This is a genomic window from Geminicoccus sp. (genome assembly GCF_036263595.1).
In the GTDB taxonomy this organism is placed as follows: Bacteria; Pseudomonadota; Alphaproteobacteria; order Geminicoccales; family Geminicoccaceae; genus Geminicoccus.
Map to the genome: position 1 here is coordinate 35,628 of NZ_DATAGQ010000200.1, position 25,854 is coordinate 61,481.

General features: G+C 67.1%; 25 protein-coding genes. 18 read left to right on the forward strand and 7 right to left on the reverse strand.

Annotated elements, in window-relative coordinates:
* The first annotated feature begins 31 nt into the window (after positions 1-31).
* From aac(3)-IV to VHL31_RS21775, 3 genes are all read left to right on the forward strand, one after another.
* Positions 32-835 carry an AAC(3)-IV family aminoglycoside N-acetyltransferase gene (aac(3)-IV, locus tag VHL31_RS21765; protein ID WP_329663341.1) on the forward strand — a complete coding sequence of 268 codons (804 nt, stop codon included), beginning with the start codon at positions 32-34 and terminating at the stop codon, positions 833-835.
* 122 nt (positions 836-957) lie between these two features.
* On the forward strand, positions 958-1,938 hold the full coding sequence (locus VHL31_RS21770) for a YihY/virulence factor BrkB family protein (protein ID WP_329663342.1): 981 nt from the start codon (positions 958-960) through the stop codon (positions 1,936-1,938).
* 92 nt (positions 1,939-2,030) lie between these two features.
* Positions 2,031-2,801 (forward strand): SDR family oxidoreductase, encoded by a 771-nt coding sequence (locus VHL31_RS21775; RefSeq protein ID WP_329663343.1) that lies wholly within the window; start codon positions 2,031-2,033, stop codon positions 2,799-2,801.
* Here VHL31_RS21775 and VHL31_RS21780 read toward each other — a convergent pair.
* The 6 genes from VHL31_RS21780 to VHL31_RS21805 all read right to left on the reverse strand — a co-directional run bounded on the left by VHL31_RS21780 (position 2,786) and on the right by VHL31_RS21805 (position 9,090).
* Positions 2,786-4,750, reverse strand: a complete 1,965-nt coding sequence (locus tag VHL31_RS21780; protein WP_329663344.1) for an adenylate/guanylate cyclase domain-containing protein — start codon at positions 4,748-4,750, stop codon at positions 2,786-2,788. The genes VHL31_RS21775 and VHL31_RS21780 overlap by 16 nt on opposite strands.
* A 16-nt stretch (positions 4,751-4,766) precedes the next feature.
* Positions 4,767-5,402: a FecR family protein gene (locus VHL31_RS21785; protein WP_329663345.1), complete on the reverse strand. Its 636-nt coding sequence runs from the start codon at positions 5,400-5,402 to the stop codon at positions 4,767-4,769.
* Between the two features lie 68 nt (positions 5,403-5,470).
* Entirely contained in the window at positions 5,471-6,235 is a 765-nt protein-coding gene (locus tag VHL31_RS21790) for a phosphatase PAP2 family protein (RefSeq protein WP_329663346.1), read from the reverse strand.
* 4 nt (positions 6,236-6,239) lie between these two features.
* Complete coding sequence (locus VHL31_RS21795; RefSeq protein ID WP_329663347.1) at positions 6,240-6,845, reverse strand: DedA family protein; 606 nt, start codon at positions 6,843-6,845, stop codon at positions 6,240-6,242.
* A 57-nt stretch (positions 6,846-6,902) separates the two neighbouring features.
* Positions 6,903-7,493 (reverse strand): GNAT family N-acetyltransferase, encoded by a 591-nt coding sequence (locus tag VHL31_RS21800; RefSeq protein ID WP_329663348.1) that lies wholly within the window; start codon positions 7,491-7,493, stop codon positions 6,903-6,905.
* Between the two features lie 151 nt (positions 7,494-7,644).
* On the reverse strand, positions 7,645-9,090 hold the full coding sequence (locus VHL31_RS21805) for a hypothetical protein (RefSeq protein WP_329663349.1): 1,446 nt from the start codon (positions 9,088-9,090) through the stop codon (positions 7,645-7,647).
* A gap of 702 nt (positions 9,091-9,792) precedes the next feature.
* Here VHL31_RS21805 and VHL31_RS21810 point away from each other — a divergent pair.
* The 8 genes from VHL31_RS21810 to VHL31_RS21845 all read left to right on the forward strand — a co-directional run bounded on the left by VHL31_RS21810 (position 9,793) and on the right by VHL31_RS21845 (position 18,123).
* Positions 9,793-11,556 carry a thiamine pyrophosphate-dependent enzyme gene (locus VHL31_RS21810; RefSeq protein WP_329663350.1) on the forward strand — a complete coding sequence of 588 codons (1,764 nt, stop codon included), beginning with the start codon at positions 9,793-9,795 and terminating at the stop codon, positions 11,554-11,556.
* 30 nt (positions 11,557-11,586) lie between these two features.
* Positions 11,587-12,879 carry a Gfo/Idh/MocA family oxidoreductase gene (locus tag VHL31_RS21815; protein WP_329663351.1) on the forward strand — a complete coding sequence of 431 codons (1,293 nt, stop codon included), beginning with the start codon at positions 11,587-11,589 and terminating at the stop codon, positions 12,877-12,879.
* Between the two features lie 102 nt (positions 12,880-12,981).
* Positions 12,982-13,992: a cytochrome c oxidase subunit II gene (gene coxB / locus VHL31_RS21820; protein ID WP_329663352.1), complete on the forward strand. Its 1,011-nt coding sequence runs from the start codon at positions 12,982-12,984 to the stop codon at positions 13,990-13,992.
* Positions 13,989-15,902 carry a cytochrome c oxidase subunit I gene (gene ctaD / locus VHL31_RS21825; RefSeq protein WP_329663353.1) on the forward strand — a complete coding sequence of 638 codons (1,914 nt, stop codon included), beginning with the start codon at positions 13,989-13,991 and terminating at the stop codon, positions 15,900-15,902. Before coxB ends, ctaD begins: the two co-directional genes overlap by 4 nt.
* Positions 15,899-16,498, forward strand: a complete 600-nt coding sequence (locus tag VHL31_RS21830) for a cytochrome c oxidase subunit 3 (protein ID WP_329663354.1) — start codon at positions 15,899-15,901, stop codon at positions 16,496-16,498. The genes ctaD and VHL31_RS21830 overlap by 4 nt, the downstream gene beginning before the upstream one ends.
* 5 nt (positions 16,499-16,503) lie before the next feature.
* Positions 16,504-16,854: a hypothetical protein gene (locus VHL31_RS21835; protein WP_329663355.1), complete on the forward strand. Its 351-nt coding sequence runs from the start codon at positions 16,504-16,506 to the stop codon at positions 16,852-16,854.
* Positions 16,851-17,744 carry a cytochrome c oxidase assembly protein gene (locus VHL31_RS21840; RefSeq protein WP_329663356.1) on the forward strand — a complete coding sequence of 298 codons (894 nt, stop codon included), beginning with the start codon at positions 16,851-16,853 and terminating at the stop codon, positions 17,742-17,744. Before VHL31_RS21835 ends, VHL31_RS21840 begins: the two co-directional genes overlap by 4 nt.
* Positions 17,737-18,123 (forward strand): c-type cytochrome, encoded by a 387-nt coding sequence (locus tag VHL31_RS21845; protein ID WP_329663357.1) that lies wholly within the window; start codon positions 17,737-17,739, stop codon positions 18,121-18,123. The genes VHL31_RS21840 and VHL31_RS21845 overlap by 8 nt, the downstream gene beginning before the upstream one ends.
* Here VHL31_RS21845 and VHL31_RS21850 read toward each other — a convergent pair.
* A complete protein-coding gene (locus VHL31_RS21850) occupies positions 18,074-19,012 on the reverse strand; it encodes a LysR family transcriptional regulator (RefSeq protein WP_329663358.1) in 939 nt (312 codons plus the stop codon). The two genes, VHL31_RS21845 and VHL31_RS21850, sit on opposite strands and share 50 nt — an antisense overlap.
* 79 nt (positions 19,013-19,091) lie before the next feature.
* On the opposite strand from VHL31_RS21850, the gene VHL31_RS21855 reads away from it, so the two are divergent.
* The 7 genes from VHL31_RS21855 (at position 19,092) to VHL31_RS21885 (ending at position 25,606) form a co-directional block, all read left to right on the forward strand.
* A complete protein-coding gene (locus VHL31_RS21855; RefSeq protein ID WP_329663359.1) occupies positions 19,092-19,397 on the forward strand; it encodes a hypothetical protein in 306 nt (101 codons plus the stop codon).
* Positions 19,394-20,080 carry a glutathione S-transferase family protein gene (locus VHL31_RS21860; RefSeq protein ID WP_329663360.1) on the forward strand — a complete coding sequence of 229 codons (687 nt, stop codon included), beginning with the start codon at positions 19,394-19,396 and terminating at the stop codon, positions 20,078-20,080. The genes VHL31_RS21855 and VHL31_RS21860 overlap by 4 nt, the downstream gene beginning before the upstream one ends.
* Positions 20,081-20,257: 177 nt before the next feature.
* A complete protein-coding gene (locus tag VHL31_RS21865) occupies positions 20,258-20,461 on the forward strand; it encodes a YdcH family protein (RefSeq protein WP_329663361.1) in 204 nt (67 codons plus the stop codon).
* A 322-nt stretch (positions 20,462-20,783) separates the two neighbouring features.
* A complete protein-coding gene (locus tag VHL31_RS21870) occupies positions 20,784-21,911 on the forward strand; it encodes a sugar ABC transporter substrate-binding protein (RefSeq protein ID WP_349262521.1) in 1,128 nt (375 codons plus the stop codon).
* An 85-nt stretch (positions 21,912-21,996) separates the two neighbouring features.
* Positions 21,997-23,583, forward strand: coding sequence for a sugar ABC transporter ATP-binding protein (locus VHL31_RS21875; protein WP_329663363.1), 1,587 nt, complete (start codon positions 21,997-21,999; stop codon positions 23,581-23,583).
* The gene (locus tag VHL31_RS21880; protein ID WP_329663364.1) at positions 23,580-24,620 is read left to right on the forward strand and encodes an ABC transporter permease; all 1,041 of its coding nucleotides are present in this window, start codon (positions 23,580-23,582) and stop codon (positions 24,618-24,620) included. The genes VHL31_RS21875 and VHL31_RS21880 overlap by 4 nt, the downstream gene beginning before the upstream one ends.
* Positions 24,621-24,625: 5 nt before the next feature.
* Positions 24,626-25,606: an ABC transporter permease gene (locus VHL31_RS21885; RefSeq protein WP_329663365.1), complete on the forward strand. Its 981-nt coding sequence runs from the start codon at positions 24,626-24,628 to the stop codon at positions 25,604-25,606.
* Positions 25,607-25,854 lie beyond the last annotated feature (248 nt).

Genomic DNA, 25,854 nt, shown 5'->3' on the forward strand with positions numbered 1-25,854 from the left:
CGTCAGACACGCAGGCGAGCCGGGAGAAGGCATGCTGGCGATAGACCAGGTCGTCCAACAGCTCCGGATACTGGGCGTCGGCGATGGCGGCGTCCTTCTGGCGCACACGTCGTTCCGCGCGGTGCGCCCGATCGAAGGTGGCCCGCTCGGCCTGATCCAGGCGCTGCGGACGGCCCTCGGCCCAAACGGGACGCTGGTCATGCCGTCCTGGACCGGGAATGACGACGAACCGTTCGATCCGAAGACCACGCCCGCGGCGCCGGACCTGGGCGTGGTCGCCGACAGTTTCTGGCGCCTGCCCGGTGTCTTGCGCAGCGGTCACCCGTTCGCCTGTGCGGCCGCCGGGCCAGAGGCGGCACGGATCACATCCGGCCCCCTCCCCCTTTCACCCAACGAGCCGGACGGACCGATCGGCCAGGTCCACGCCCTGGACGGCCACGTGCTCCTGCTGGGCGTCGGTCACGACAGCAACACGACCCTCCATCTGGCGGAGGTGCTGGCCGGGGTTCCCTACCGGGTCCCCAAGCACTGCACCGTTCTTCGTGACGGCCGTCCCGTCCGCATCGAGTACGCCGAGAACGACCATTGCTGCGCGCGCTTCGCCCTTGCGGACGCGTGGCTGCGGGAGCGCGGGCTGCAGTCGGAAGGGCAGGTCGGCCAAGGACCGGCACGGCTCGTCCGTGCGCGGGTCATGGTCGAGGTCGCGCTGGAACGGCTGGCCGTGGACCCGCTGCTGTTCCTCCATCCTGCCGGCACAGGATGCGAGGAGTGCGACGAGGCTCATCGAAGCGTCGTCGCCGGTGCTCGCAGCCGCGCGATCAATCTAGCGAAGTAATCACACTTCCCCGCGAACCGCACGCCTCTCCGCATGTTAACGACAAGACCGGACGATGCCGCGGCAGCACTGCCTGCGGTCGTGACGGTGCGTGGCGAACTGCGGACGGGGGCTGCGACTTCATGGCGGCGAAGACCTATGACGATTCCCAGGCAGGCAAGGATCGCGCGCCCGGCCGCGAGGCTGCGTCCCCTCAACAGATCCCGGCACGTGGGTGGTGGCAGATCACCAAGCGCGTGGTGTCGCAGACCTCCGAAGATCGCCTGCTGACCGAAGCCGCCGCCGTCACCTTCTTCGGCCTCCTGTCGATCTTTCCCGGCCTCGCGGCCTTGGTGTCGCTCTACGGGCTGGTCGCCAATCCGGATACGGTCACCCAGCACCTGTCCGCCCTCGAGGGCATCATTCCCGGCGGCGGCATGGACCTGCTGACGCAGCAGGTCCAGGGCCTGGCCAGTACGCAAAGCGGGGCACTGAGCTTCGGCGCGGCCCTCGGTATCCTCACGGCGCTTTGGTCGTCCAACCAGGGCACAAAGGCGATGTTCGATGCCTTGAACATCGTCTACGAGGAGAAGGAGAAGCGTTCCTTCATCTGGCTGACCCTTTGCACGCTGGCCTTCACGCTCTGCGCGATGGTCTTCGTCATCGTCGCCCTGTTCGCGGTGGTGGGCCTGCCGATCATCCTGAACTTCGTCGGACTGGGTCAGGTCGGCGACCTCCTGATCCGCCTGGCCCGCTGGCCGATCCTGCTCGTGATGATCGTCGCCCTGCTGGCGGTCCTGTACCGCTATGGCCCCAGCCGCGAGAAGGCCGAATGGCGCTGGGTCACCCCCGGCAGCACCCTGGCGGCGATCGTCTGGCTGGTCGGCTCCATCCTGTTCTCCTGGTATGTCAGCCGCTTCGGCAATTACGACGCCACCTATGGCTCGCTCGGTGCCGTGATCGGCTTCATGACCTGGATCTGGATCTCCGCGATCGTCGTCCTCGTGGGTGCCGAGCTCAATGCGGAGATGGAGCACCAGGTCGAGCATGACTCCACGACGGGCCCCGACCGCAGCATGGGCCAGCGCGGTGCCAAGATGGCGGACGAGGTGGCGCGGTCCTGACGAGCCGACCAGCGGTTGACGGTACCCGGTCGGGTGCACGAGCCTGCCACGGCCGACCCGGAGAACAATGATCGGCCCAGGGGAGCGGGACCATGTCGGAATTCGTCGAACGCTTTTCGGTCACGAACCGCAAGGCGCTGGTTACCGGCGCAAGCAAGGGCATCGGTGCGGAGACCTGCCGTGTGCTGGCCGATGCCGGCGCCGACATCGTGGCCGTGGCGCGTGATCCCTCCGGGCTCGCCGAGACCAAGGCCGCGGTCGAGGCGAAAGGCAGGCGCTGCCTCGTCATCGAGGCCGACCTGTCCTCGATCGAGGAGACCCGTGCGGCTGCCCAGAACGCGCTGGACGCCTGGGGCACCATCGACATCCTCGTGAACAACGCGGCGATCGGCCTGGTCGAGAGCCTGCTCGAAGCCAGCATGGAGAGCTTCGACAAGGTGATGGCCATCAACCTGCGCGCCCCTCTCCTGATGGCGCAGATGCTGGCCCCCGGCATGATCGCGCAGCGCCGCGGCAAGATCATCAATGTCAGCTCGCAGACCGGCGTGATCGCGCTGGTCGACCATGCCACCTATGCCGCGTCCAAGGCCGGTCTGAACGCGATGACCAAGGTGATGGCGGCCGAATGGTCGCGCTACAACATCCAGGCCAACGCGGTCTGCCCGACCGTCATCATGACGCCCATGGGCGAGAAGTTCTGGAGCGACCCGGCCCGCTACGACCCGTTCGTCGCGAAGGTCCCGCTGGGGCGTACCGGCAAGCCGATCGAGGTCGCCGACCTGATCCTGTTCCTGGCCTCCTCCGCCTCGGACCTGATCACTGGCGACAACATCATGATCGACGGCGGCTACACGGCCCTCTGAGCGTCGGCGGTCTCCGCGGGCAGGGTGAAGAGTTCCACCGGCTTCAGCTGGCCGCGGATCAGGTGCGCGCCCAGTGGCCGCAGCCTGCCCTTCGGGAGGGCCGACGCAGCCACCGGCCCTATGATTACCGACGTGCCCAGGTCCTTGTTCTTGCCTTCGAGCCGCACCGCCATGTTCACGGCGTCGCCATAGGCGGTGTAGTCGAGCCGGGTGCCGGCCCCGACGTCACCGACGATCACCTCCCCCGTCTCCACGCCGACCCGCGTGCGCCCGAACGGCCCCACCGAAACGGCCGCTTCCCGTCTGAACTTTTCGGTCCATCGTTGCACCGCGATCGCGGCCTCCACCGCCTTCGCCTCGTGGCCGGGCAGGTCGGCAGGCGCATTGAAGATCGCGTGCACCGCATCGCCCACCAGCTTGTCCACCATCCCGCCATGGTCGATGACGATCCGGCTGATGCCGTCCAGGTAGCGGTCCAGCAGGGAGATCAGCATCTGCGGCTCGGCCCGGTGGGTCAGGCCGGTGAAGTCCTCGAGGTCGGTGATCAGGATGGTCGCGACCCGGCGTTCGCCGGCGAGCTTCAACCCGCCCGGCCTGCGCACCAGCCGCTCCACGACCGCCGGATGGAGCCGCTGCTCGAAGCTCTGGCGCAGCCGCTGCTCGCGGATCCGCGTGGCGACGAACGAGGTGAACGCAGTCGTGGCGAACACCAGGATCGCACCGATCGCCGGACCAGCCGGATCGATCAGATGATCGCCCCGATGAAGCAGCAGCAGCGCTCCGCCGCTCCATGCCAGGCACAGCACGATCACGCCCACCAGCCCGGCAACCGGTCCCAGCCCCAGCGCCAGCGCGATGGCGAGGGTGGCTAGCAGGGCCATGCCCAGCGGCTCGATCCAGCGACGGGTCGGGGGGTCCTCGACGATCCGCCCGCTCATCAGCTGCGCGACCGCATGGGCCTGGATCTTCACCGAAGGGAACAGGGGGTTGCCGGGCACCGCCCGCAGGCCGCCCAGCTCTGGCGCCGAGCCGCCGATCAGCACGATGCTGCCCTGCAGGCCGGACGACCGGCCGGCAAGGATGTCCGCCGCCGGGATGGTCACGATGTCCGCGCTGCCCGGCGGGTCGGGCAGGATGCGCAGCAGTCCGCCGGGCGGCAACCTCAGCTGCCTCGCCCCCACGTCCAGGATCGCCCTGCCCCTCTCGTCGCCGCTCAGGCGATAGACATGCGAGCCGAACGCCAGGCGCAGCGTTTCCAGGGCAAGGCCCGGCAGGACGACCGGGCCCGCGGCGACGAGGAGCGGGACCTGCCGGACGACCCCGTCCACGTCGCTGGGCAGGGACAGCGAACCCAGTCCGGAAGCTGCATCCAGCAATATCGGCGTCGGGCCTATGGCGCCGCTGCCCCGCCAGAGCCCGTCAAGGGTCGGACTGCCGACGGTCAGGAAGGCCGGTCCCGGCAGCGTGCTGTCGCTTTCCGGGTCGAGCACGAAGCCCAGCGCCGCTGGCACCATGGCGACCGCCTCGCTCATCAGCGCATCGCCATCAGGCAGTGTTGCGGCCAGCTCGGCCAGCTCGGTCCGGCCGGTGATCCCGGCCAGTTGGCGGGCCAAGGCTGCGGGCGACCGCTGGTCAGCGTCCGCGAACAGGATGTCGGTCCCGATCGCTGCCGGCCCCGCTCCGGCCACGCCGTCCACCAGCCGCGCCATGGTCGTGCGCGGCCAGGGCCATGGTCCGATCGCGTCCAACGACGTCCGGTCGATGTCGATCACGACGATGTCGAAGGCCTGCGGCAGGTCCGTGACCGGCGTCAGCCACGAATCGGCCCTGAGGAGCCGATCGAGGACGGGGGCACGCCAGAATGGCGAGACCAGGAGGTGGACCACCACCACTGCCACCATCGCACCGAGCCCGGCCAGGGCCGGCGCCTTGTCGATCCTGATGCCCATCCCCCCGGAAACCGGTTCACGTCACGCTGGCGAGCGCCGCCCTGATCCGTGCGTCGCCCCAAGGTGCCGGATCGGACGGCCGATCGCCGGGACGCGAGATGTTGGTGCCCTCGCCTGCATCCAGCAGCACCGTGCGGCCGCCGCCCTGGACGGAAACACGGCCCTCTGCGACAAAGACGCCGAATACCGCATTGCTGGGTCCGGCGAAGAAGCGGGTGCCGCGCACGGCGATAAGGCCGTAGGAGCTGCGCACCGTGGCGCGCACGCTTGGACCGTCATTGTCATGCTCGAGCAGCAGCGGGCCCGCCTGGAGGTCGTAGTCGCCGCTGCCGTCGGCCAGCACCTGCCGGTCGATCCGCAGCCGCGCATTCTCGCCCAATGCCAGGATGGTCCGGCGGCCGAGCCGGACCCGGACGCGCGCACCGGCACCCGTCACGATCAGGTCGCCGAGATGAAGCGGCGCTCGTACCGCAAGGGGACGCTGTGTCTGCCCGATCTCGACGAACACCTCGCCACGCAGGCTCAGCACGTGGCCGATGCCCTCGGTCTGCGCGCCCAGATGGCCCGTCTGGCCGGCGAGGATCAGTCCCAGGCCACCGGCGATCACCTGCCGCCTGGCCACCGGCACGTTGGGTGGCCGAGCAATCCTCATCTCCATCATCCCAATCATTCTGTCCGGATCACGATGCACTGCGTGCAACGTCCGGTCAGTGATCTGGATCAATGCAGGTCGTGAGCCGCCAGTCTACCGTCCTCGCCCGGCGCCACCCTGATCACGGCGCGCTGCTGCAGCCACCAGGCGACCATGCCGCACAGCATCGCCCAGGCGGAGCCTACGAACCAGCCGGCCAGGACGTCGGTCGGCCAGTGAACGCCGAGATAGACCCGGCTGCACCCGATCAGCACGGCGACAACGGCCGCCACCATCAGGATGTAGGCCTTCACCCGCCGACGCGGCTGCACACGCGCCAGCAGGGCACCGAGCGTCAGGTAGATCATCGCCGACATCATGGCGTGGCTGCTGGGGAAGCTCGCCGTGTGCACGGCCACCTCGTGCGGGACCAGGTCCGGGCGGGAGCGCTCGAAGAAGATCTTGAGCAGGAAGGAGAGCGCCGTCCCGACGCCTGCCGACACGATCACCAGCAACGCCATGCGGCGCCGGTGGATCATGACGAGAAAGCCGATCGTGCCGAGCACGACGAGCGTGAGGACGGTGAGCCCGCCAAGGGCGGTGATGTCGCGCGCCGCCTGCTCGAGCCATTCGGGGCCGATGGGATCGGCGAGGTCGGCGGGGTTGCGCAGGGCGAGCAGGATGGCCCGGTCGAGCCTGAGGGATTCGCCCTCGACCACCTCTTCGGCCAGCATGCCGAACGAGAGCAGGATCGCTGCCACGGCACAGAAGCCGCTCAGCAGCAGGAACTCGTGACGGCCGAGCCTGCTCCAGAGATCCGGCCTGGGCAGTCGGCGCAGGCGGTCGAGGTTCATCCCGTCAGCGCGCCTTCTGCGGCCGGAACGTGACGACGCGGTAGATGTAGAGCAGCACGATCGCGGCGAAGATCACGTTGGAGACCGGGTTCAGCCAGGCTTCCACCTTCTCGTACTGCCCGCCCAGCAGGTAGCCCGCACCCGCGAGCAGACCTGCCCAGGCGCCCGTGCCGAGCGTGGAATAGGCGAGGAAGGCCGGCAGCGACATGTTCGCGATCCCGGCCGGCACCGAGATCAGGCTGCGCACGGCCGGAACGAGCCGGCCGATCAGTACCGCCAGCCCTGCATGTCGCTCGAACCAGCCGTTGGCCTGGTCGACCTCGTCGGGCGAGATGGTGAACCAGCGGCCATGCTCGCCGGCCCATGCCTTCAGCCGCTCCACGCCGACCCACTTGCCGACATAGTACCAGAACAGTGCACCCAGCACCGAGCCGAACGTGCCGGCGGCGATCACGCCCACGATGTTGAGCTGGCCGCGTGACGCACTGAATCCTGCCAGCGGCATGATCAGCTCGGAGGGGATCGGCGGGAAGACGTTCTCGAGAAGCATCAGGAACGCGATGCCGGCATAGCCGGTCTGCTGCACCAGCTGCGTGATCCAGTCGAACATGATGACTCCGTGGGTACCTTGCGGCTTGAACGTCGCCGGATGGCGAAGGCTCCGAAATCACAGTGCCTTCGTTAGAAGTACCCAGTGCTGCCCAGGGTTCGCCCAGTCCTCCTTGACCATCGCCCGCCTGCCCGCTTCGCGATAGCCGCACGATTCGTAGAGCTGCCGCGCCTTGTCGTTGGCATCGGACACGATGATGCTCATGCCCCGCCGCGACGAGGCCCGCGCCTTTTGCTCGGCGACCGCCAGCAGCCGGCGCCCATGGCCGCACCGCCGCTCTTCCGGCACCACCGCCAGCACGTTCACATACCAGGTCGCCGGTGCCTGCTGCTCCAGTTCCTCGAGCGGCACGAACATGGGCGGGATGCCCGCCAGATCCAGGGACGGCGGCTCGTCCGGCAGGGGATAGCCGATCATTCCCGCGATGATCCGGCCCGCGCGCTCCAGGATCGTGGTGTTGCGGTAGGAAAAGCCGCCGCTCTCCCGCCGGGCCCGCTGCCGGCCGATCTCCCACGGATCTTCGCCGGGACCGGCCATCCTGCTCCAAAGATAGAATGGCAGGCCCTCGCCAGCCATGTCGACCAGCCGGGTCATCGCCTGGGCGTCGTCCAGGGTAGCGGCGCGTTCGATGGCATCTGCTGGCTTCATGCGGCACGGTCCGGCTCGTCTTGGTTGATATTGGACAGGCCGGCCGGGGAAAATGCAAGTCGGGCAAGAAACGAGTCCGGCCCGACGCTCGGGGGGAGCGTCGGGCCGGACCATGGCGTTCACCCGGGAGGCGTGGGTGAACGAGCTCAGCCTACTTGAACTCGCCTTCGACGATCAGGCTCTGGCCCCAGGTGACCATCTCGTCCTCGCCATCATTGTCCATGTCGAACAGCAGCGGATAGGCCACCCACTTGTCGTAGTTGTTGGTGGTGCTCTTCTCGTTGACGTTGGTGCCCTTCAGGTTCCAGTACCAGCCCTTCGACATGAGCGACTCGCCCGCGCCGTTGAAGACTTCGCCGAACACGCCGACGATCTCGTCGTTGCGGCGGTAGCCGTCGAGCTGGGCGTTCTGCATGGGCATGATGCGCTTGTTGATCGTGCGGAGCTTCTGCCCCTTGCTGTTGATGATGGAAGTGACGATCGAGTTCGAGCTGCCGCCGCGGGCAGTGACCATCATCGAGAGCGGAGCCGGTGCAGCGTCCATCTGGAAGACTGCCATTTCCTGCGGATTGCTGACCGGCACGCTCCAGACGCGATTGCAATTGTCGGCATCGAACATGCCGCCGCCGGTCCGTCCGATCGCCATGGCGTGCAGGTCGGACTTGCTCGGATCCATCCGCGCGATGCGGATCGCGTCCACATGGTCGCTGCTGTCCCAGCCTTCGAGGCTGCAGCGTATCTTCCCGTTGAAGTCGAGCGAGTACTTGCCGACGAACACGTAATCGAAGTAGCCGTCCTTGTCCTCGTCCACGCCAGCCGTCAGATGCCCGGCGTCGCATGTATTGGTGGACCAGAGCATGTTGAGGTTGGTGTCATAGGCAACGACCCTGGCCCAGTTGTCCGTGTAGTTCCTGCCCCCGCAGGCGCCGTTCGTTGACTGGCTGTGAGCCACCAGGATGATCGGCTTCTTGTCCGACTCTTTCTTGTAGACCGAGATCCGGCAGTACTGGGTTCCGGAGCTCACGCCCTGGCCGGACAGGGTGACCGACCTGATCTCCTTGCCGGAGGCGCCATCGCGGGCCACCAGCTTCTTGGTCGAACCCGACTGCCAGCAGTGGAGGATGTCCTCCTTGCCGTTGCCGTTCAGGTCGAGGACCGCCCCCTGGTCGCGGTGAATGTAGATGTTGGACGTCAACCGCCGTCCCGTCGGGTTGGAAAGCTCCCAGACCTTGTTCCCGGCCCGGCCATAGACCCGCATGATCTTGTGGCCGTTCCAGATGACGTACTCGGACGTGCCGTTGCCGTTGAAATCGAGCGGCAGGAGGCTGGAGTACGCGTTGTCGAGCGGGTCTCCATGAATGCTGATCTTGACCGATGGCTCGACCCTGATCGACTTTGCCGAGCCCGCCGAGCCTTCGGATGTCGAAGTTGGTATGTACTCTAGACCTCGCGGGCCGTTTCGGCGCAACTGCACCCGCTCCTCAAGCGAATCATAGGCCCGCGCGAGGTCGACACTTAGGGTTACCGTCGAGGCCACCAAGCCGGCCATGATGGCCAGGCGTGCACTGGCACGTGCAACTTCCCGAAGAAAAGGCATCGCGTATCTCACCCATTCCGCCGACGGGATCTACCCGTCCCCCTTTCCGGAAGTTGCACAGAAACACGCTCTTGTTCATTATAACATGCAAGATGAATTAATGTTCATCCGACCGATGGGCATCGCTGGTGAGACACCGCGCGCACATTTTCCACTTTGACATCCTGCAAAGCCCCGGAATTCCTTGCAAAAAGGAACTGCCTCAAATTTTCGGCAGTTTGGATGCAGAATCCGAGATTAACGGGCTATTGCGCCGTCCAGGCGAGAAGAGTGCCGACTTCTCGCCTTTGAAGTTCCACCTTCTTATCGTGCGAGTACAATTCGCGCAGTTGACTCCAAGTTCACTTCACGCCACGGCCCATGTCTCGGCGAGCATTGTCGAACTATCCCAACTATTCTGAAGAAAACTTGTCGATCGTCGTGATCACGAAACCATATAACCAGGTACTTTCACACAATATATTAGTGATTTATACCTTTCTTCTGCAACAAATGTAAATACATGCTCAATTGCAGCCGACATGTTCGTCGGAGCCGGACTGCCAAGAGCGTACCGACGCCACCGTTCGGAACTTGCGCACGCCATTCGGCTTTCAGGGAAACTTGCCGTCCGATCGCCAGTCCTGGTGAGCCAGCTTCCGTTCGACCGGGCGTCGCGACATCACACGGTTCGTATGGACCGGCATCGCAGGGAAACCGTCCATGTCCTCTCGCAATGGCGCCGACATCCTGATCGACAGCCTGATCGCCTGGGGCGTCGACACGATCTTCGGCATGCCCGGTGACGGCATCAACGGCATCATGGAGTCGATCCGCCACCACCAGGGCAGGATCCGCTTCATTCAGGTGCGCCACGAGGAGTCGGCAGCACTCATGGCCTGCGCCCACGCCAAGATCACCGGGCGGCTGGGCTGCTGCCTGGCCACCACCGGTCCCGGCGGAGTCCACCTGCTGAACGGCCTCTATGACGCCGCCTTCGACGGCGCGCCCGTGATCGCCGTGACCGGCCTGCCCTATCACGACCTGGTCGATACCGGCACGCAGCAGGACATCGACCACACCAAGCTGTTCCAGGACGTGGCGCTCTACACCGCGCGGATCATGAGCCCGGCCCATGTCGAGAATGTCGTGGCGCTGGCCTGCCGCACCGCGCTCGCCGGTCGCGGCGTGGCCCATGTCGCGATCGCCGTGGATGTGCAGGAGGATTCCGAAGACTCGGTCGAGCCCTCGCCCCGCAATGTCGGCCACCACACGAGCTTCGCTCGCGCCGACGAGCTGCGCGTTCCCCATCCCGAGGACATCGAGCGCGCGGCCGCCATCCTGAACGGCGGCCAGCGCATCGCGATCCTGGCCGGACAGGGCGCCAAGGGTGCCAAGGAGGAGCTCCTGCGCACGGCGGACCTTCTCGGCGCTCCAATCATCAAGGCGCTGCTCGGCAAGTCGGTCGTGCCCGACAGCCACCCGCTCACCACGGGCGGGGTCGGGCTGCTGGGCACCCGGCCGTCCCAGGACGCGCTGGAGAACTGCGACACGCTGCTGATCGTGGGCTCGACCTTTCCCTATATCGAATACTATCCCAAGCCCGGCCAGGCCCGCGGCGTGCAGATCGACCGTGACCCCACCCGCATCGGTCTGCGCTTTCCAGTCGAGGTCGGCTTGGCCGGCGATGCCCGCGCCGCGCTGGAACTGCTGAACGCCAGGCTCGCCCGCAAGGACGATCGCAGCTTCCTGGAACAGGCGCAGGCGGGGATGGCCGAGTGGCGGGAACTGCTGCGCTCGTCGGTGGAGCGGCCGGGTGCGCCGATGAAGCCTGGCCGTATCGCCCGCGACCTCGGCGACCGCCTGGCCGACGATGCCATCGTCGCCTGGGACAGCGGGCACAATACCGGTCTCCTCGCCCGCTACGTGGAAGCCAGGCCCGGCCAGGAGTTCTTCGGCTCGGGCCTCCTGGCCACGATGGCCTGCGGCATCCCCTATGCCGTCGCCGCCGCCCTGGCCTTCCCCGGCCGTCAGGTCGTCGCCTTCGTCGGCGACGGCGGCCTCGCCATGCTGCTGGGCGAGCTTGCCACGGTCGTGCGCTACCGGCTGCCGATCAAGATCGTGGTCGTGAAGAACAACACGCTGGGCCAGATCAAGTGGGAGCAGATGCAGTTCCTGGGCAACCCGGAGTATGAGTGCGACCTGACGCCGATCGACTTCGCGAAGGTCGCCGAGGGCTTCGGCATCCGCTCGTTCCGGGTGGAGGATCCGGACGCCTGCGGCCTGACGCTCGACGAGGCGCTGGCCCATCCCGGCCCCGCTTTGGTCGAGGCGGTGATTGATCCGAACGAGCCGTTCCTCCCGCCCAAGCGCCGGGAGAACTACGTGAAGAACCTCGAAAAGGCGCTCGAGGCCGGCACGCCCGGGCGCGAGGAGCTGCAAAAGGCGCTGGCCGAGGAGCCGTCCCGCAGCCTCCTCCGGGCTTGAGATCCGCTCGACGCAGAAGGACCCGCTCCAATGACATTTCGTGACGATTTGTGCCTGGGCCGGCGCAGCCTGATCGCCGTCGGCGGGCTGGGTCTCGTGGGGACCGCGCTGAGCGGCACGGCGCACGCCCAGCTTCCCGGCCCGACACCGGTCGACATCGGCAAGGTCGAGAACGGCAAGGTCACCTTCCCGAACTGGCGCGGCCAGTCGGATCGGCCCTCACCGCCCCCGCCGGCACCTCTTCCACCGGAAGAGCGCGTCGGTTTCGCCATCGTCGGCCTAGGGCGCCTGTCCCTTGAGGAACTCCTGCCGGCGTTCGCCGAATGCAAGCGTGCCAGGCCCGTCCCCCTTGTTTCCGGCACGCCTGACAAGGCGGCGGCCGTGGCCGCGCAGTACGGCATCGATCCCGACGCCATCTACGACTACGACTCGTTCGACCGGATCAAGGACAACCCGGACGTCCAGGTCGTGTATGTCGTCGTCCCCAACGGCCTGCACCGTGATTTCACCCTGCGCGCCGCCAACGCCGGCAAGCACGTGCTGACCGAGAAGCCCATGGCGAACAACTCCGCCGAGGCCCGCGACATGATCGAGGGGTGCAGGCGGGCCAGGGTCAAGCTGATGGTGGCCTATCGCTGCCAGTACGAGCCGAACAACCGTGCCGCCATCGAGATGGTGCGCGGCGGCGAGCTGGGCGGCCTGCGCTTCATCGAGGCGACCAACACCCAGACGATGGGTCCGGGCAACCAGTGGCGCTTTCGCAAGGCGCTGACCGGCGGCGGCGCCCTGCCCGACATCGGCATCTACTGCCTGAACGCGGCGCGCTACCTCACCGGCGAGGAGCCGGTGGAGGTGCAGGGACGCATCTTCACTCCACCTGGCGACGAGCGCTATGCCGAGGTCGAGGAGACCGTCTCGTTCACGCTCCGCTTCCCTTCCGGCGTGATCGCGAACTGTGCCACGTCCTATGGTGCCCATGAGAACAAGGACCTGCGGGTCCATGGCGAGAAGGGCTCGATCGACCTGCAGCGTGCCTTCGCCTACGAGGGCCAGCGCCTTCAGCTTGCCCGGCGTGCCGGCGAGGCCGAGGGCATCGAGGAACGCCGCCTGGGCCAGAAGAATCAGTTCGCGCTCGAGATCGACCACATGGCGCAGTGCGTCCTGGAGGACCGGATGCCGCACACGCCGGGCGAGGAAGGACTGCAGGACCATCTCCTGATGGAGGCGATCTACCGCTCCGCCGGGGAGAACGTGCCCGTCCGGCTGGAGCCGGTGCAGGGCCTGGACACAACCCGCGGTCCGGCGCCGGCCCAGGAAAGCTGAGCGCTGGCATGATGACGGTGCGCTAGCTACCCTGCCGGAAACGGCAACGGGAGAGCCGCGTGAGCGGGCATGTTCTGCGCGGCGCGCCATGATGCGCCGTCCATGAAGCGATGCGCAGGCTGCATTGCGCTCCTGCTGTCCTTTCTCCTGTCCGGTTGCGGCGGCGGATGGCAGTCGGCGCTCGATCCCAAGGGACCCGGCGCGTCCGAGCTTGCCTGGCTGATCTGGAGCTTTACCGGCCTCCTCGGCGCCATCTGGCTGGCCGTGCTGGCAGCTGTGGGCCTGACCGTGCTCAGGCGCCGCGCCGACACCCTCCTGCCGCCGCCCACGTCGGCCCCGAGGGAGCAGCGCAGCGTCGTGATCGTGACGGCCCTGGCCGTGCTGACGGTCCTGGTCGTGCTGGTCCTGACCGGGCTCAGCTTCGTCGTGCAGCGCCGGCTCTACGCTGCGAGCGAGGGCGCCGTAACCATCCGGGCGGTCGGCTACCAGTGGTGGTGGGAGTTCAACTACGGAACCGACGGAACTCCGGAATCCTTCACGACCGCCAACGAGATCCATGTTCCCCTGGGCGTGCCGGTCAGGATCGCGCTTGAAAGCGACGACGTCATCCACTCCTTCTGGGTGCCGAACCTGATCGGCAAGCAGGACCTCATCCCCAGCCAGACCAACGAGCTGACCTTCACCGCCACACAAGCTGGGATCTATCGCGGCCAGTGCGCCGAGTTCTGCGGCCTCCAGCACGCCCATATGGGCCTGATCGTGGTGGTCGAGGACGAGGCCGCCTTCCAGGCCTGGCAGGAGCAGCAGCGCCGCCCCGCGCAAGTGCCGGCCGAGCCCGAGCGACAGAAGGGCCAGGAGGTGTTCCTCCAGCAGGCCTGCATCATGTGCCACACGATCCGCGGCACGCCTGCCATCAGCCGGGAAGGACCCGACCTCACCCACATCGGCAGCCGGCTCCAGCTGGCCGCGGCGACCCTGCCGCTCACCCGCGGATCGCTGGCCGCCTGGATCGCCGACCCGCACGGCATCAAGCCCGGCGTCCACATGCCGGCCGTCCCGCTCGAACCGGACCAGCTGAACGCGCTGGCGGCCTATCTGGAGGGCCTTCGTTGAGCGAAAGCATCGCCGACGAGGATGTCCGTGATGGCGACCTGGACGGCCCGGAGCTGCAGGCGCGCCTGGCGAAGACCTGGGGGACCGGGCCGGGCCTCCTGGGCCAGCTCACCACCGTCGACCACAAGGTGATCGGCAAGCGCTTCATCGTCACCGCCTTCACCTTCCTGTTCCTGGGCGGCCTGTTGTCCATGGCGATCCGCCTGCAGCTCAGTGCGCCCGAGAACGACCTGATCGGGCCGGATCTGTACAACCAGATCTTCACCATGCACGGCTCGACCATGATGTTCCTGTTCGCCGTGCCGGTCATGGAGACCATGGCGGTCTACCTGGTCCCGCTCATGGTCGGCACGCGCAACATCGCCTTCCCCCGCCTGAACGCGCTCAGCTACTGGGTCTACCTGTTCGGCGGCACGTTCCTGTGGCTGGCCTTCCTGGTGAACGTGGCGCCGGACGTCGGCTGGTTCGCCTACGTGCCCCTGTCCAGCCTCGAATACTCGCCGACCAAGCGCACCGATGTCTGGGCGCAGATGATCACCTTCACCGAGCTGTCCGCCATCCTCGTGGCGATCAGCGTGATCGTGACGATCTTCAAGCAGCGGGCACCCGGCATGTCGCTCGACCGCATGCCGGTCCTCGTCTGGGCGATGCTGGTGGTCTCCTTCCTGATCCTGTTCGCCATGCCGGCCATCATGGTGGCCTCCACTTCGCTGATCCTGGACCGGCTGGTCAGCACCCAGTTCTTCAACCCGGACAATGGCGGCAACGCGCTGCTCTGGCAGCACCTGTTCTGGTTCTTCGGCCATCCCGAGGTCTACATCATCTTCCTGCCCGGTGCCGGCATGGTGTCGATGATCGTGGAAACCTTCAGCCGGCGGCCGGTGTTCGGCTACATGGGCGTGGTGCTCTCGCTCTTCGCCATCGGCTTCCTCTCGTTCGGCCTGTGGGTGCACCACATGTTCGTGACGGGCATCCCGCAGCTTGGTGCGAGCTTCTTCACCGCTTCCAGCATGCTGATCGCCGTGCCCGCGGGCATCCAGATCTTCTGCTGGATCGCCACCATGGCCACCGGTCGGGTGGTCCTGCGCACGCCCATGCTGTTCGTGCTGGGATTCTTCTTCATCTTCGTGCTGGGCGGCATGACGGGGGTCATGGTCGCCTCGGTCCCGCTCGATACCCAGGTCCACGACACCTACTTCGTCGTGGCGCACTTCCACTACGTGCTGATCGGCGGGGCCGTCTTTCCGCTGCTCGGCGCCATCTACTACTGGTTCCCCAAGATCACCGGCCGGATGCTGTCCGAGCGCCTGGGTGCCTGGCACTTCTGGCTGGCCTTCGTCGGCTTCAACGTCACCTTCTTTCCCATGCACATCCTGGGCCTGCAGGGGATGCCCCGGCGCATCTACACCTACCAGCCGGACCTGCCCTGGACGCACCTCAACCTCCTGGTCTCGGCCGGCAGCCTCGTGCTGTTCGCGAGCTTCGCCCTGTTCGCCTGGAACGTCGCCAAGAGCTGGCGCTACGGCTCGTTGGCCGGCGACAATCCCTGGGAAGCCGGCACGCTGGAATGGGCGACGGCCTCGCCGCCGCTCCCGCACAATTTCGACCGCACGCCGGTCGTCACCAGCCGCGAGCCGCTATGGGCGGACCGGGACAGCCTGCCGGTCGCGACCGGCTTGAGCGTGGACAACCGGGAAGTCGTGGTCACGGCCCTGACCGACGCACGCGCCCAGTTGCGCGAATCCTCGCCGGAGCCGTCGATCTGGCCGCTCATCACCGCGATCGCCATCACGATCGCCTTCGTCGCCTCCATCTTCACGCCCTGGGCGGCCGTCTGGGGCTCGGCGCTCATCGCCATTCCCGTCACCTGCTGGTTCTGGCCCAAGGGCGACAAGGAGGACGAGCAGTGAGGACCCATCCGGTCGAGGACGTTTCCCGGCTGCCGACCTACGGCTTCGGCCCGGTCAGCCCGATGTGGTGGGGGACGCTCGGCCTGTTCGCCGTGGAAGGCATGGGCTTCGTGCTCGCCATCGGCATGTATCTCTATCTCTGGTTCGTGGCTCCCCAGCCGCCCCCGGGCCTGCCAGCACCCAGCCATTGGCCCGGCACGCTGGCCCTCCTGGCCCTGCTCGCATCCTGGTGGCCGAACGCCCTCGCGGCAAAGGCCGGCAAGGAGGAGGACCTGCCGCGCGTGCGCGTCCTCCTGGTGATCATGACGCTGGTGGCGCTCGTGATCATCGGCATCCGCTTCTACGAGTTCTGGAACCTGCCGTTTAGCTGGGACGCCAACGGCTATGCCTCGACCGTCTGGTTCATCCTTGGCCTCCATGCGGCTCATGTCATCACCGATGCCGGCGACACGATCGTGCTGGCCGTCCTGATGTTCACCCGTCATGGCCACGGCAAGCGCTTCAGCGACGTGCACGACAACGCCTTCTACTGGTATTTCGTGATCGTCACCTGGATCCCGCTCTATCTGCTGATCTACTGGTTTCCGAGGATATAGCCGCCATGGCCGGGTGGTCCGCGCTCCGCGTTCCCTGGGCCGGCCTTCTGGCAGGTCCCGCCGCGCTCGTGGTCAACCTGCAGGCCAGCTATGCCATGGCCGGCTGGACCTGCGCGGCCGGCAGCCTGCCGATCCTGACCATGTCGGCCATGCTGCTGATGGTGGCACTGGGTGGCGCATGGCTCTCGTGGTGCGCCTGGCATGACCGGCCCCATGACGTGCCGCTGGACGATTCGACGAGCCGCCAGCCGCTCAATCTGATCGCCGCGGCTGGCGTGTTCCTCGGGTGCCTGTTCTCGCTGGTGATCGTGCTGCAGGCTTCCGCGACGTTCGTCCTGGACGGCTGCATCCGATGACATGGCTGCCGGCCCTTCTCATGCTCCTCGTGACGACCCCGGCCATGGCCCATGGCGGCGTCCCCGACGATCACCCGTGGAGCCTGGACCTCCCGGTTGTCATTCCCCTCTGCCTGAGCGCCGGCCTCTACCTCGTCGGGACGATCCGGCTATGGCGTCGTGCCGGCCGCGGGCGCGGCGTCCGCCGCTGGCAGGCAGGCTGCTTTTGGGCAGGCTGGTCGATCCTGGCGCTGACGCTCCTCTCCCCCCTGGCCTCCCTGTCCGACCAGCTCTTCGTCGCGCACATGATCGAGCACGAGATCATGGTGACGATCGCGGCGCCGCTCCTGGTGGCCTCGCGCCCGATCGGCGCGTTCCTGTGGGCGTTCCCGACCGGCTGGCGGCGCAGGCTGGGCCGGCTCGGCGGCAGCAAGCTGGTGGCGGGCTCCTGGGCGATCCTTACCGGCGCTGCCATGGCCACCTGTCTCCATGGTGCCGCCTTATGGGTGTGGCACGTCCCGGCCTTGTTCGCGGCAGCCCTGGCGAGCGAGCCGGTCCACTGGCTGCAGCATCTGAGCTTCTTTTTGACTGCCCTCCTGTTCTGGCAGTCGCTGCTGTCGGCCCGGGCGGCGCGGATCGGCCATGGCACAGCCCTGCTCTGGCTGTTCGTCACCATCCTCCACACCGCTTTCCTGGGCATCCTCCTGGCCCTTTCCCCCACCCCGTGGATCCCGCGCCAGACCGACCTCCTGGCCGGCTTCGGTCTGACGCCGCTGGAGGACCAGCAACTGGCCGGCCTGGTCATGTGGGTGCCGGGCGGGTTGATCTATACGGCCGTGGCGCTGGCGCTGGCTGCCCGCTGGATCCGCGGTGCCGGCGAGCAGGCGCGACGGAGGCAGGCCCATGCTTGAGCGTCGGACGCTGTGGCTGCTGGCAGGCCTGGCAGCGGGCATCGTCGCCGGCGGAGCCATGGGCGGCCTGGCCGCGTCGTTCTCCTCGCTGCCCTCGTTCAAGAACCGGCCCTCGCCGGCCGTCGAGCTGATCCGCCGCTACGGCTGTGCCGGCTGCCACCAGATCCCCGGCGTACCCGCCGCCCGCGGCAGGGTCGGCCCGCCGCTCGAAGGCGTCGGCGACCGGCGCTATTTGGCTGGCACCATCCAGAACTCGCCTGAGAACCTGGTTGACTGGATCGTCGACCCCCGCTCGATGGTCCCCCACACCGCCATGCCCATGACCGGGATCAGCGAGCCGGAGGCACGGACGGTCGCGCAGTATCTCCTGGCCCATTGACACTGCCCTCCAGCCGTCCGCGCAGCCCGGCCAGGCGTTCGGCCGCGAAACCCAGGAAGGCCCGTACCCTGGCCGTCCGGCGCAGGTCGGGGTGCGTGATCAGCCAGAGCGCCGTCTCCATCTCGGCCAGCGGCCCAGCGACGCGCTGCAGCCCCGCAAGGCCATCGGCCAGGAAGCAGGGCAGTGCCGCCAGGCCCAGCCCCGCCTGGCAGGCGGCTGCCAGCGCCAGGAGCGAGTTGGCGCGGTAGACGACCCGCTCGGCCGGCACGTTCGCCGCGATCCAGCGCGCCGAGCGCAGGTGACCAAGCGTATCGTCCGGCGCCACCCAATCAGCTTCCTCCAGCCGTCCGTCCGGCACCATCATTCCACAAGCCGCATAGATCGCGGTGCCGATCGTGCCGATCCGCCGCGCCACCAGTCCCTCGGGCGCATGAGCGGCCGGACGGATGGCCACGTCCGCATCGCGCTTGGTCAGCGTGAAGAAGGCGTTGGCACCGGCCAGTTCCAGCACGATTCCGGGATGCACCTGCCGGAACTCGGCGAGGACGGGGGTGAGCAGCGGCACCAGCGTGTCGGTGGTGGTCACCCGCACCACGCCGGTCGGCCGGATGTCCTTGCCGGCCAGCCGGCGCTCCAGGTCCGCCAGGTCCTGCAGGAGGCGGGCCGCCGTCGCCACGGCATCCTCGCCCGCGGACGTAGCGACATAGCCGTCGCGGCCGCGCTCGAACAGCCGCACGCCAAGCCGCTCCTCCATCTGTCCCAGCCGGCGCCAGGCACTCGAATGGTCCATGTGGAGCCGCCGTGCCGCTCCCGTCAGCGAGCCGGCTTCCTCCACCGCCGCCAGCAGGCGCAGATCGTCCACCGCGATGAGACTTTGCAGCTTCTGCAAGCTCGTCTTGTCCAGCCGCCATGTTCTCTTGCACACCGATCAAAGCACAATGGCGGTCACGATCAATGGAGGACCCGCCATGGAACTCTACTTCACCGATGGCACCTGCTCGCTGTTCTCGCACATCCTGGCCCGCGAGGCCCGGACCCCGATCCTGCTGGACCAGCGCCTGGCCTTCGTGGAGAGTCATCTGGCGGCAAGCGGACCGTTCCTCATGGGCGAGCGGCTCTCCGCACCGGATGCCAGTTTCTCCGCCATCGTGAGCTGGTCCGCCCACGGCAAGGTCGACCTGGCACCAGCCCTGCGCCGCTTCATGGCCAGCGTCGGCAGCCGGCCGTCCGTCCGCGAAGCATCGAAGGCCGAGCGTGCGGAGGTGGTGGCATGACCCGCCTGACCCTCGTCAGCCACCACCTCTGCCCCTACGTGCAGCGCGCGGCGATCGCCCTGCAGGAAAAGGGCGTGCCGTTCGAGCGCATCACCATCGACCTGTCGGCCAAGCCGGATTGGTTCATGGCGATCTCGCCGCTCGGCAAGGTGCCGCTTCTCCAGGTGAGCCTGCCCGGCCGGCCGGACGCGGTGCTGTTCGAGAGCTCGGTCATCTGCGAGTACATCGAGGACACCCAACCCGGCCCCAGGCTGCACCCGGACGACCCCCTGGAACGCGCACGGCACCGCGCCTGGATGGAATTCGGCTCGTCGATCCTCTCGGATATCTGGGGCCTGGAGACTGCCCAGGACGAGCCGACCCTGCAGAGGAAGCGCGCCGCCGTCGCCGCCAAGTTCAGCCGAGTCGAGGCCGCCCTGAACATCGGCCCCTTCTTCGGCGATGACCGCTTCACCCTGGTCGACGCCGTGTTCGCGCCGATCTTCCGCTACTTCGATCTGTTCGATCGGATCATCGACCTCGGCGTGTTCGCCCATACGCCGAAGGTGCAGGCCTGGCGGGCTGCCCTGGCGGAGCGGCCGAGCGTGCGCGATGCCGTGTCGCCGGACTATCCGGACCGGCTGCGCGCCTTCCTGATCCACCACCGCGCCCAGTTGCTCGCTTATGAGGGTGCGCCGGCCTGACGGTGCTTCCCCGCCTGGGCCGGCTGGTGCAAACCGGCCTGCGCAGCCCAAAACGACCGCATGCGTGACGGGCGTACGACCGCGCTGTGACGATTTCTGGCCGAGACGGTGGCACCCTGACCCGTCTCAGGCTATATCAATGTTGTGGAGACCACCTCTGACGGAAGGAGCTCACGCATGTCGGTGCTGGAGCACGTTGGTAGCCTGCGCCTGAAGAAGCTGCAAATCGAGGATCTCATCGAGCAAGAGCAGCACAGGCCGCTTCCCGACCAAGCAATCCTCACCCGACTGAAGCGAGAGAAGCTCAAAATCAAGGAACAGATCGTCAGGCTGAATGGCAGCCCTGTTCATTCAGCCACCATGGCCCACGCGCTTCAGTAGTCTCTATCCCGACCTTCTTGCGTTCGTGCGGCACGATCTGGAGGCCAAGGCCTTCTTGAGGTGCCAACGCTGATCTGTTGCCGGTCTTCAAGCAGACGCAGGCTATGCTTTGCTCGAAGACCGGCCTACCTTCTTCGTCCTGCCCATCCTCGTCGCCGACTGTCGCGCACAGGCGAAGCCTGTGTCGGTTGCTTGCGCTTGCATCCTGGCAAAAAATAGGATCATTCTGCCGTCGGCATGACGATTCGTGGCTCGAGGCGAACACGCCCGGGCCAACCCAGCATTGATCGGGTTGCTTAAGGGAGGCAGGAACATGACGAGCATGGTGCGTCGCGCGGCACTGGCTGCGGCTGCGGCGATGGCGTTGTTGGTCGGCGGGCATGCGGCCCAGGCCGGCCCGGAAATCGTGAGCGGGCCCGGCTACATGCCGGAATGCTTCGCGCCCTGGAACGACCAGGTGAAGTACATGCAGTGGGAGAAGAAGGAAGGTCCCTACCGCATCGCCCTGGTCAACGGCTTCGTCGGCAACACCTGGCGGATCCAGATGATCCAGACCGCCAAGGTCTATGCCGAATCGCCCGGCATCAAGGACAAGATCAAGGAGTTCAAGATCGTCTCCACGGGCACCGACGCGGCTGCCCAGCTGGGTGCGATCGAGGACTTCATCAACCAGGGCTACGACGCGATCGTCACCATCGCGGTGAGCCCCGACGGCTTCGACCGCGTCATCCGCCTGGCGGACCGCAACGATGTCGTGCTGGTGCCGTTCGACAACACGCTCGACACCGACAAGGTGATGCAGGTCAACGAAGACCAGTATCAGATGGGCAAGATGTCGGGCGAGTTCCTCGTCAAGGAGATGGGGAAGACGAGCGGCAAGATCCTGGAAGTCCGCGGCGTACCCGGCAATTCGGTCGACCGTGACCGTCACCAGGGCCTGCGCGACGCGCTACAGGCCGCCGGCAACTTCGAGGTGGTCGAGATCGTCGGCAACTGGGACACCGGCACCTCGCAGAAGGCCACGGCCGATGCGCTGGCCGTCCATGGCCGCTTCGACGGCATCTTCACCCAGGGCGGCTCGGACGGCACGGTGCGCGCGCTGATGGATGCCGGCCATCCCTTCGTGCCGATGGCGGGCGAGGGCGAGAACGGCTTCCGCAAGCAGATCGCGCTCTATGCCAAGGACGGCCTGAAGGGCCTCTCCTACGGCCAGTCGCCCGGCCTCGTCGCCATCTCGATCAAGGCGGCGATCTCGGCGCTCGAGGGCAATCCGATGCCCCAGATGATCTCGGTGCCGATCCCCGTTGCCGACTACAACACGCTGGAGGACGGGGTGAACTACTGGTCGGACCTGTCCGACAAGTTCTTCACGCCCAACGAGTTCCCGCCCTGCGACGTGAACATCAAGGCGGTCGACATCATGCAGCAGACCGCCGAGAACGTGAACTGACGTCCGGCTCCCGCGGCAGGCGCTGTCCTGCCGCGGGAATCCGCATCGACCGCTCCATCCCTTTCGACGGACGAAGCAGCGCCGGATGACGCAGACCGTCTTTTCGCAGGCACCGGTGTCCGATTCGACTCCGTTCCTGTCCCTCTCGGGCGTCAGCAAGCGCTATGGCGGCGTGCGCGCCCTGGAAAACGTCGACTTCGCCTGCCGCCAGGGCTCGATCCACGCCGTGCTTGGCGAGAACGGTGCGGGCAAGTCCACGCTCATCAAGATCATCGCCGGCGTGGTGCAGCCCGACGAAGGCGTGATGCGCCTCGAGGGCAACGAGGTGCAGTTCAGGACTCCCCTGGCCGCGAACGCCGCAGGCATCGTCTGCATCTTCCAGGAACTCTCGCTGATGCCGGACCTGTCCGTCGCGGACAATATCGGCATCTCCAACCCGCCCCGCACGCGCCTGGGGTTGATCGACAAGCGCGCCCAGCGCCGCCGCGCCGAGGAGCTGCTGGCAAAAGTCGGCTGCGAGGACGTCAACCCGATGGAGCGGGTTGGCAACCTGCCCCTGTCGCGCCGGCAGATGGTCGAGATCGCCAAGGCACTGGGCCGCAACCCCAAGCTCCTGATCCTGGATGAAGCGACCTCGGCGCTCACCAGTTCCGACGTCACCAAGGTCTACGCCATCCTGAAGAAGCTGCGCGAGAAAGGCCTGTGCCTCCTCTATATCAGCCACCGCATGCACGAGATCCGCGAGCTGGCCGACACCTGCTCGGTGTTCCGTAACGGCCGCCACGTCGAGACCTTCGCCGCCGGCACGCGCACCTCCGACGATATCGTGCAGCTGATGATCGGCCGCGAGATGGCGCATGTCTATCCGGACAAGCCCGCCCCGTCGGTGCACCGCCGGCCCCCCGTCCTGGAAGTCCGCGATCTCCGTTGGACGGACCGGCTCAACGGCATCTCGCTCTCCGTCGGCAAGGGCGAGATCGTGGGGCTGGGCGGCCTGGACGGCCAGGGCCAGCGCGAGCTGCAGCTGGCCCTGTTCGGTGTGCTGCGCGGCGTGTCCGGCGAGATCCTGATCGACGGCAAGCCGACGTCGCTCGGGAGCCCGGCCCAGGCCAAGAAGAAGGCCGTGGGCATGGCGCTGATCCCGGAGGACCGCAAGACCGAGGGGCTGATGCTGCCCATGTCGGTCGCGGACAATCTCGGCATGGCCGCCATGTCGTCCCTGACGTCCGGCATCTTCGTCGACCGCGGCAAGGAGCGCGCCGCCATCCAGCGCATGGTCGAGAAGCTCAAGATCAAGGTCGGCGACGTCGGCAACCCGGTCGCCACGCTGTCCGGCGGCAACCAGCAGAAGGTGGTCATCGCCAAGTGGCTGATGACCGACCCGCGCATCATCCTGCTCAACGACCCCACCCGCGGCATCGATGTCGGCACCAAGCAGGAGCTCTACCAGCTCCTGCGCGACCTGGCCGATGCTGGCGCGTCCATCCTGTTCTACACGACCGACTATGACGAGCTGATCGGCTGCTGCGACCGCGTGCTGATCCTCTATGACGGCCAGATCGTGCGCGAACTCACCGGCGACGGGATCACCGAGACCGCCATCGTCGCTGCCTCGCTGAATCTCGATCCCGCCGAAGCCAAGGCGGTGACCGGCGAGGGAGGCCATCCATGAGCGATCTCCGCCTGCGCCTGGGCCAGAACCTGGGCCTGCTCCTCGCGATCGGCCTCTTCCTCCTGTTCTGGCTGGTCTATAACGGCCTCCATCCGCGCGGCTTCTCCACCGCCGTCCTGATCCAGAACGCGAACGAGTCCTTTGTGATCGGGGCGGTCGCCATGGCGCAGACCGTTCCGGTGCTGGCGGGCGGCCTGGACCTCTCGGTCGGCTCCGTGATGACGCTGGTCAACTGCCTGGCCAGCCTGACCGTGAGCGGCACCCCCACCCAGATGCTGTTCGGCATCGTGCTCTGCCTGGCTACCGGTGCTGCGGCCGGCTGGCTGAACGGCGCCATCGTCGTCTACGGCCGCATCCAGCCGATCATCGCGACGCTCGCCAGCGGTGCGGTCTATATTGGCCTCGCCCTGTTCATGCGCCCCACGCCCGGCGGCGAGATCGACGACGACCTCGCCTGGGCGATGACCAACGACATCACCGAGTTCTGCGCCACCTTCGGCCTGTTCGACGATGGCGAAGCGGCCTGGCTGCAGCCGATCGGCTGGATCCCCATGCCGGTCGTGGTCATGCTGGCGCTGATCTTCCTGGTCTGGATTCCCTTCCGCAACTCGGTTACCGGCCGCGGCGTCTACGCGATCGGCTCGTCGGAGGCGGCCGCCTACATGTCCGGCGTGCGGATCGACCGCTGCAAGATCGCGGCCTTCACCCTGGCCGGCTTCTTTGCCGGCGCCGGCGGCCTTTACCTCGCGCTGCAGACCAGTTCCGGCAACGCCGACGTGCCCCAGGCGGGCGGCTACACGCTGAACTCGATCGCGGCCGTGGTGATCGGCGGGACCTCGCTGATGGGCGGCTCCGGTGGTGCCATCTGCTCCTTGATCGGTGCGATGGTGATCCGGGCGATCTCGTTCAACTTCCGGATCTTCGACATCGCCCCGCTGCTCCAGCCGCTGTTCGAGGGCATCGTGCTCCTGGGCGCGGTCTCGATCGGCGCCGCGCGCGTCTTCCGCGTCAAGAACCGCCTCGAACTGCTGGGCTGACCGACATGGCCTCCAACACCCTTCCCGTGGCCAAGTCGTCCTGGTCCCTGTCGGCCGAGGATAAGCCGATCCTGATCGCGGGTGCCTTCATCCTGGTGATCCTGGCGATCGGCACCGTCTATACGCTGACCACCCAGGGTACCGCCTCCTTCCTGTCGCCCACCTACCTGCTCCAGCAACTCCAGGTCGGCGCCTTCCTGGGCATCGTCGCCGCCGGCATGATGCTGGTCATCCTGCTCGGTCATATCGACCTTTCCGTCCCCTGGACGCTGGCGGCCGGCGCCATGCTCGGCACCGCCGTGGGCGGCCCCTACGCGATCCCGGTGGGTCTGGGCGTCGGCATGGCGGTGGGCCTCGTGAACGGGCTGGGCGTCGCCTACCTCCGCGTTCCGTCGATGATCTTCACACTTGGCGTGAACGCCGTGATGCGCGGCTTCATGGTCATGCTGACCGGCGGCTACGCCCCACAAAGCATCGCCACGCCCTTCATGAGCTTCCTGGCGACCGGGCATGTGCTGGGCATCCCCATGCCGCTGATCGTCTGGGCCGTCCTCTCGGTGGCGATCGTCCTCCTCCTCCAGCGCACCCCGCTCGGCCGCTACATCTACGCGATCGGCAACCGCGAGCGCGCCACCTACCTGTCGGGCATCAACACCCGCCTCGTCCTGATCCTGGCCTTCGTCATCTGCGGCGGCTGCTCGGCCATGGCGGGCGTCCTGCTCGCCGGCTACTCCACCAACGCCTACCAGGGCATGGGCGACGCCTATCTCCTCCCCGCCATCGCCGCGGTCGTGATCGGCGGCACCAACATCCTGGGCGGCCGCGGCCGCTATCTCGGCACGGTGGTCGGCACGATCCTGATCGTGCTGCTCACTTCCGTCCTCTCGGTCATGCAGATGCCCGAGGCCGGCCGCCAGATCATCTACGGCCTCGTCATCATCCTCATGCTGCTGGTCTACGGGCGGCAGCGCAGCCTGCTGACCTAGCGCCGCCGTCAGCCGATGAGGACAACGAGTTCCGAATAGGGGCTTGAGCAAGGGGTCCGCCGGATAGAATCGCATGGGCTCATCGGGCGCCTGGGCGATCAGGAGCCCGTCGAATGGGTCCCGGTGGAAGAATGGCAGGTCCTCTACCCGTCCGGCAGCGCCGGCGCGTACGGGCAGCTTCATGAAACCCGTCTCCTGGGCGGGCCTTGATGGAGATTTCCCAGATGCCTGCGGCACTGAAGAACACG

Bases quoted from the DNA above. Each gene is read 5' to 3' on its own strand.
- VHL31_RS21770 (WP_329663342.1), top strand. From the start codon at position 958: ATGGCGGCGAAGACCTATGACGATTCCCAGGCAGGCAAGGATCGCGCG.
- VHL31_RS21835 (WP_329663355.1), top strand. From the start codon at position 16,504: ATGGCCGGGTGGTCCGCGCTCCGCGTTCCCTGGGCCGGCCTTCTGGCA.
- VHL31_RS21805 (WP_329663349.1), bottom strand. From the start codon at position 9,090: ATGCCTTTTCTTCGGGAAGTTGCACGTGCCAGTGCACGCCTGGCCATC.
- VHL31_RS21875 (WP_329663363.1), top strand. From the start codon at position 21,997: ATGACGCAGACCGTCTTTTCGCAGGCACCGGTGTCCGATTCGACTCCG.
- coxB (WP_329663352.1), top strand. From the start codon at position 12,982: ATGAAGCGATGCGCAGGCTGCATTGCGCTCCTGCTGTCCTTTCTCCTG.
- VHL31_RS21815 (WP_329663351.1), top strand. From the start codon at position 11,587: ATGACATTTCGTGACGATTTGTGCCTGGGCCGGCGCAGCCTGATCGCC.
- VHL31_RS21880 (WP_329663364.1), top strand. From the start codon at position 23,580: ATGAGCGATCTCCGCCTGCGCCTGGGCCAGAACCTGGGCCTGCTCCTC.
- VHL31_RS21885 (WP_329663365.1), top strand. From the start codon at position 24,626: ATGGCCTCCAACACCCTTCCCGTGGCCAAGTCGTCCTGGTCCCTGTCG.
- VHL31_RS21860 (WP_329663360.1), top strand. From the start codon at position 19,394: ATGACCCGCCTGACCCTCGTCAGCCACCACCTCTGCCCCTACGTGCAG.
- VHL31_RS21840 (WP_329663356.1), top strand. From the start codon at position 16,851: ATGACATGGCTGCCGGCCCTTCTCATGCTCCTCGTGACGACCCCGGCC.
- VHL31_RS21800 (WP_329663348.1), bottom strand. From the start codon at position 7,493: ATGAAGCCAGCAGATGCCATCGAACGCGCCGCTACCCTGGACGACGCC.
- VHL31_RS21865 (WP_329663361.1), top strand. From the start codon at position 20,258: ATGTCGGTGCTGGAGCACGTTGGTAGCCTGCGCCTGAAGAAGCTGCAA.
- VHL31_RS21845 (WP_329663357.1), top strand. From the start codon at position 17,737: ATGCTTGAGCGTCGGACGCTGTGGCTGCTGGCAGGCCTGGCAGCGGGC.
- VHL31_RS21810 (WP_329663350.1), top strand. From the start codon at position 9,793: ATGTCCTCTCGCAATGGCGCCGACATCCTGATCGACAGCCTGATCGCC.
- VHL31_RS21795 (WP_329663347.1), bottom strand. From the start codon at position 6,845: ATGTTCGACTGGATCACGCAGCTGGTGCAGCAGACCGGCTATGCCGGC.
- VHL31_RS21790 (WP_329663346.1), bottom strand. From the start codon at position 6,235: ATGAACCTCGACCGCCTGCGCCGACTGCCCAGGCCGGATCTCTGGAGC.
- VHL31_RS21785 (WP_329663345.1), bottom strand. From the start codon at position 5,402: ATGAGGATTGCTCGGCCACCCAACGTGCCGGTGGCCAGGCGGCAGGTG.
- VHL31_RS21775 (WP_329663343.1), top strand. From the start codon at position 2,031: ATGTCGGAATTCGTCGAACGCTTTTCGGTCACGAACCGCAAGGCGCTG.
- VHL31_RS21870 (WP_349262521.1), top strand. From the start codon at position 20,784: ATGGTGCGTCGCGCGGCACTGGCTGCGGCTGCGGCGATGGCGTTGTTG.
- VHL31_RS21855 (WP_329663359.1), top strand. From the start codon at position 19,092: ATGGAACTCTACTTCACCGATGGCACCTGCTCGCTGTTCTCGCACATC.
- VHL31_RS21780 (WP_329663344.1), bottom strand. From the start codon at position 4,750: ATGGGCATCAGGATCGACAAGGCGCCGGCCCTGGCCGGGCTCGGTGCG.